The 4,296-nt window shown below is 64.8% G+C and carries 5 protein-coding genes; 1 reads left to right on the top strand and 4 read right to left on the bottom strand.

All coding sequences use genetic code 11. The annotated features are described in order from the left end of the window. Nucleotides 1-2: 2 nt before the first annotated feature. The 3 genes from JOZ76_RS17765 to JOZ76_RS17755 all read right to left on the bottom strand — a co-directional run bounded on the left by JOZ76_RS17765 (nucleotide 3) and on the right by JOZ76_RS17755 (nucleotide 2,992). Nucleotides 3-632, bottom strand: coding sequence for a CvpA family protein (locus JOZ76_RS17765; RefSeq protein WP_291700235.1), 630 nt, complete (start codon nucleotides 630-632; stop codon nucleotides 3-5). A 164-nt stretch (nucleotides 633-796) separates the two neighbouring features. After that, nucleotides 797-2,248, bottom strand: a complete 1,452-nt coding sequence (gene radA, locus JOZ76_RS17760) for a DNA repair protein RadA (protein WP_291700233.1) — start codon at nucleotides 2,246-2,248, stop codon at nucleotides 797-799. Nucleotides 2,249-2,263: 15 nt separating this feature from the next. After that, the gene (locus tag JOZ76_RS17755; protein ID WP_291700237.1) at nucleotides 2,264-2,992 is read right to left on the bottom strand and encodes a sulfite exporter TauE/SafE family protein; all 729 of its coding nucleotides are present in this window, start codon (nucleotides 2,990-2,992) and stop codon (nucleotides 2,264-2,266) included. A gap of 182 nt (nucleotides 2,993-3,174) precedes the next feature. On the opposite strand from JOZ76_RS17755, the gene JOZ76_RS17750 reads away from it, so the two are divergent. After that, complete coding sequence (locus tag JOZ76_RS17750; RefSeq protein WP_291700231.1) at nucleotides 3,175-3,393, top strand: hypothetical protein; 219 nt, start codon at nucleotides 3,175-3,177, stop codon at nucleotides 3,391-3,393. An 8-nt stretch (nucleotides 3,394-3,401) separates the two neighbouring features. Here the strand turns inward: JOZ76_RS17750 and alr are convergent. Further along, on the bottom strand, nucleotides 3,402-4,296 hold an 895-nt coding region (gene alr / locus JOZ76_RS17745), incomplete at its 5' end, for an alanine racemase (protein WP_291700229.1).

Here is a 4,296-nt window from a genome sequence, read left to right as displayed (position 1 = left end):
CTTCACCGCGCCGCGGGCTTCTCGATCAGCTTTTTCAGGCTGTCGCGGGCGGGCTTGCTATAGCCGTCGCTGCCCGGCGGGGGCGGTTCGCCACTGTCAGCCTGGTCATCTTCCGGTTTATTTTTCTTGAGTCGTTTTAAAATGGTGTTTTCGGGGTCATCCGGCAAGAGCGACATCAGCCAGTCCCCAGTCCCTTGCAGCACAACTCGTGATTTCGCCCCGGTAACCCAGTCCGGGCGCTGCTTCTCCGGCACCAGCCAGCTGAAGAACAGGAAGGCCACGACCACGATCAACAGACCCCTCGCAAGGCCGAACAGGAAGCCGAGCGTGCGGTCGAGCGCGCCGATCCGGGAATCCAGGATCATGTCGGAGATCCGCACCGTGATCACGGACACGACGATCAACGTGCCGACGAACACGCCGGCCACGACCACGACGGCCGCCACCGTATCATTGGAAAAATAGGTTTTTGCGGTCGGCAGCAGCTTGTTGAACGAGTAGAGGGTCGTGACCGCCGCCGCGCCCCAGGCCGCGATCGACAGAATCTCGCGCATGAAGCCGCGGACCATCGCGAGCAGCCCGGAAATCAGCATGACCCCGAGCAGGACGAGATCGAGAAGGGTTATCGGCATCGGCTGGTCAGCTTCGCTTTGTCAGTTGAAATGCCCCGAATCGGTCCTGCGTTACCGCATTTGAGTTGAGGGTTGGACCGACTGCCCCGCAAGTCCCTGTTTACCACCCGTCAGGCTTGCGCGGGCGGATGTATAGCGGCGTGTGGCGGCAAGGTCACGTCCGCCTAGCCGTCGTGGCGGCGGAATCTCGCTGGTGTGGCATTTTTTTCACTCACTGGAGACTCCCGGTTCCCTTTCAGTCCGCGGGCGGCGATTTCAGCCACCAGGCTGGTCAGTCCGCCCACTGCATTGAGTGTGAGCCCCGCATCGGAGCCGACCTCGCCGCGCGCCGACTCGGGAAGTACGGCGCGGCCGAAGCCGAGTTTCGCCGCTTCCTTCAATCGCGCTGATGTCTGCGCCACCGGGCGGACCACCCCGGAGAGCGAAATCTCGCCGAAATAGACCGCATCGGTGGGCAATGGCGCATTGGTGAGCGAGGATACGAGTGCCGCCGCGGCGGCAAGATCGGCTGCCGGCTCATGGATGCGCAGGCCGCCGGCAACGTTCAAATAAACGTCATGACCTGACAGTTTGACCCCGCAATGGGCCTCCAGTACTGCCAGCACCATCGAGAGCCGGCTCGGATCCCAGCCGACGACCGCGCGCCGCGGCGTGCCGAGCGAAGTTGCTGCTACCAGCGCTTGCAGCTCGACCAGCACAGGCCGTGTTCCCTCGATGCCGGCGAACACCGCCGTGCCCGGCGTGCCGAGATCGCGTTCCGACAAAAACAGCTCAGACGGGTTTGTGACCTCGCGCAGGCCGAGGCCGGTCATCTCGAACACGCCGATCTCGTCGGTCGGGCCGAACCGGTTCTTCACGGCGCGCAGGATGCGGAACTGCTGCGAGCCTTCGCCCTCGAACGACAGCACTGCGTCCACCATGTGCTCGACCACCCGGGGACCGGCGATCTGGCCATCCTTGGTGACATGGCCGACCAGGATGATCGCCGCACCCGATTTCTTGGCAAAGCGGATCAGCGCCTGGGCCGAGGCGCGCACCTGGGTCACAGTGCCGGGCGCGGATTCAACCGTGTCGGTCCACATGGTCTGGATCGAATCGATCACGATCAGGCGCGGGACCGATCCCTCTGACAGGGTCGAGACGATGTCCTCCACCGAGGTCTCCGCGGCGAGCTGCACCGGCGCGTCGGCGAGCCCGAGCCGCTCGGCGCGCAGGCGAACCTGCGCGATCGCCTCTTCGCCCGAAATATAGACCGCACGGTGGCCGGCGCGGGCTAAGAGGCTCGTGGTCTGGGTCAGGAGCGTCGATTTGCCGATCCCGGGATCGCCGCCAACCAAAAGCACCGAGCCGCGGACGAAACCGCCGCCGGTGACGCGGTCGAGCTCCGCCATGCCGGAGGGCAGGCGCGGGGCGTCCTGGCTCTTGCCGGAGAGGCTTTCCAGCTTGAAGGTGCGGCCCTTGCGCCTGGAACGTACCGACACCGGCATCGAGGTCGCACCCGTCGTGTCCTCTTCGGCGAGCGTGTTCCACTCGCCGCAGGACTCGCACTTGCCCTGCCAGCGATTATAGGCCGCGCCGCAGTTCTGGCAGACGAAGGAGAGGGCGGATTTGGCCATCTTGGGAATCGGATCTCAGGGTGTCTGGGTGGCATTCCATAGCATGGAAAGGCCCGCCACGATCATGATCGCGTCCATCACCAGGCGGAACACGTCGGGCTTCAGATGCAGCACGAATCGCTTGGCGATGAAGGCGCCAAACATCAGCGACGAGCCCGCGACCAGGCCTTTCAGCGCGATGTCGGCGGTCAGCGCGCCTAGCCGCTCGAAAGTGACCGACTTGCTGAAATAGAGACCGAGCGAGCTTGCGGCTTCGGTCGCCAGAAATGCGCCCTTGGTGAGGCCATAGAACAGGAACAGCGGCACGCTCAGGGGGCCCGTCGACACCACGATGCCGGTCAGGAAGCCGATCACCGCGCCGCCGACTGCCAGGTGCCAAAGATTGGCCTTGAGCTGGTGCCTGGCGAGCCAATGGCGCACCGGCACCATCGCGATCAGAAACAGGCCGATTGTGATCTCTACGGCATGGGAAGGCAAAGCGAGCAGGGTGCGCGCGCCTAGCGCTGCGGCCGGAATACCCGTGACCGAATAGGTGGCGCAGGCGCGCCAGTCGACCTCGCGCCACCAGGCGAGAATGCGCGAGAGATTGGCGAGCACGGCCGCCACCGCCATGATCGGCACCGCCTGCTTGGGCCCGTATTCGTAGACCAGAACCGGCATCAGCATGATCGACGAGCCGGTGCCGACGATGCCGGAAATGGTGCCGGCCAAAAGACCGACGATGAGGACGAACAGGACGCCCAAATGCTTCTCTCCGCGACTCTCGCTCATTGTCATTGCAGGCTGAACGACACAACCCGGAGAACGACAGGCAGCTCCAGATTGACACGCCGCGATGCCGACGTTGTTTTGGAGCGTTCTGGTTGAAAATTGCGACCCTGACGTGCAGACTGCGCCGGCCAGCGCACCGCCTTGTCGGAGGTCTCATGAAAAAGCTCAGTTTGACTGTTGCTGCCTTCGCCGTTGCATTTGCCGCGACCGCACCGGCCCAGAATCTGACGGCGGAGCAGCGCGCCGCGTGCCAGGGAGACTACAGCAGGTACTGCAAGGGCGTGAAACCCGGCGGTGGCCGGATCATCGCCTGCCTGAACAAGCAGGGCGATAAAGTCAGCGAAGCCTGCAGGAAGGTGCTCGCCGGGCAATAGCAATAGGGTCAGGCAGGCACGTCAGGCGAAGCAGGCGCCTCATCGGAGGCGGCCGCGCCGTTGCTGCCCTTGTAGATGCGGGCATAGCGTGAGCCGAGGCTGGTCAGCACCTCGTAGCCGATCGTGCCGAAATGATGGGCGAGCTCGTCGACGGTGATGCCTTCGCCGATCAGCGTGACCATGTGTCCACGCCGCGCCGCCTTGGGCGGCAGGTCGGTGATGTCGATCGCCATCAGGTCCATGGAGACGCGCCCGGCGATCGGGCAGCGCTGGCCGGCCACCACGACCTCGGCCCCGCGAGTGCCGTCACTGGACCCTGCCGCGCGAAAATAGCCGTCGGCGTAGCCGGCCGCGACGATGGCGAGCCGGGTCGGCCGCCGCGCGGTCCAGGTGCCGCCATAGCCGACGGTGTCGCCGCGCTCGATGGTGCGGATCTGCACGATGCGGGCCTTCAGATCGACCACCGGCTGCATCGGATTGTCCGCCTCAGGCGTCGGATTGACGCCATAGAGAGCGGCGCCCGGCCGCACCATGTCGAACTGGAAGGGGGCACCGAGATAGATGCCGGAGGAGTTTGACAGCGACGCCGGCACGCCCGTGAACAGGCTTGCGATCTGCCTGAAGGTTGCGAGCTGCCGCGCGTTGGCGGGACTATTGATGAGCTCGGAGGAGACGAGATGGCTCATCACGAGCGTGATGCCGTGATTGCCGGTCTCGATTCTGGGCCGGAGGCTTTGCGCCTCGGCGAGCGAAAGTCCGAGCCGGTTCATGCCGGTATCGATATGGATGGCTGCGCCGCCGGACCAGCCCGAGCGGCGGCAGAACACGTCCCATTCGGCGAGTTCGTTGAGATCGCCGATGACGGGCCGGCAGTCGATCCTGGCGTAGCTGTCGCACGAATTC

Origin of the sequence: Bradyrhizobium sp., assembly GCF_019244115.1 — a bacterium.
GTDB lineage: Bacteria > Pseudomonadota > Alphaproteobacteria > Rhizobiales > Xanthobacteraceae > Bradyrhizobium.
This window is presented reverse-complemented; position numbering and strand designations above follow the sequence as displayed.

What these genes read in the sequence shown, in the direction of transcription:
- JOZ76_RS17750 (WP_291700231.1), top strand. Translation starts at nt 3,175, where the DNA reads ATGAAAAAGCTCAGTTTGACTGTTGCTGCCTTCGCCGTTGCATTTGCC.
- radA (WP_291700233.1), bottom strand. Translation starts at nt 2,248, where the DNA reads ATGGCCAAATCCGCCCTCTCCTTCGTCTGCCAGAACTGCGGCGCGGCC.
- JOZ76_RS17765 (WP_291700235.1), bottom strand. Translation starts at nt 632, where the DNA reads ATGCCGATAACCCTTCTCGATCTCGTCCTGCTCGGGGTCATGCTGATT.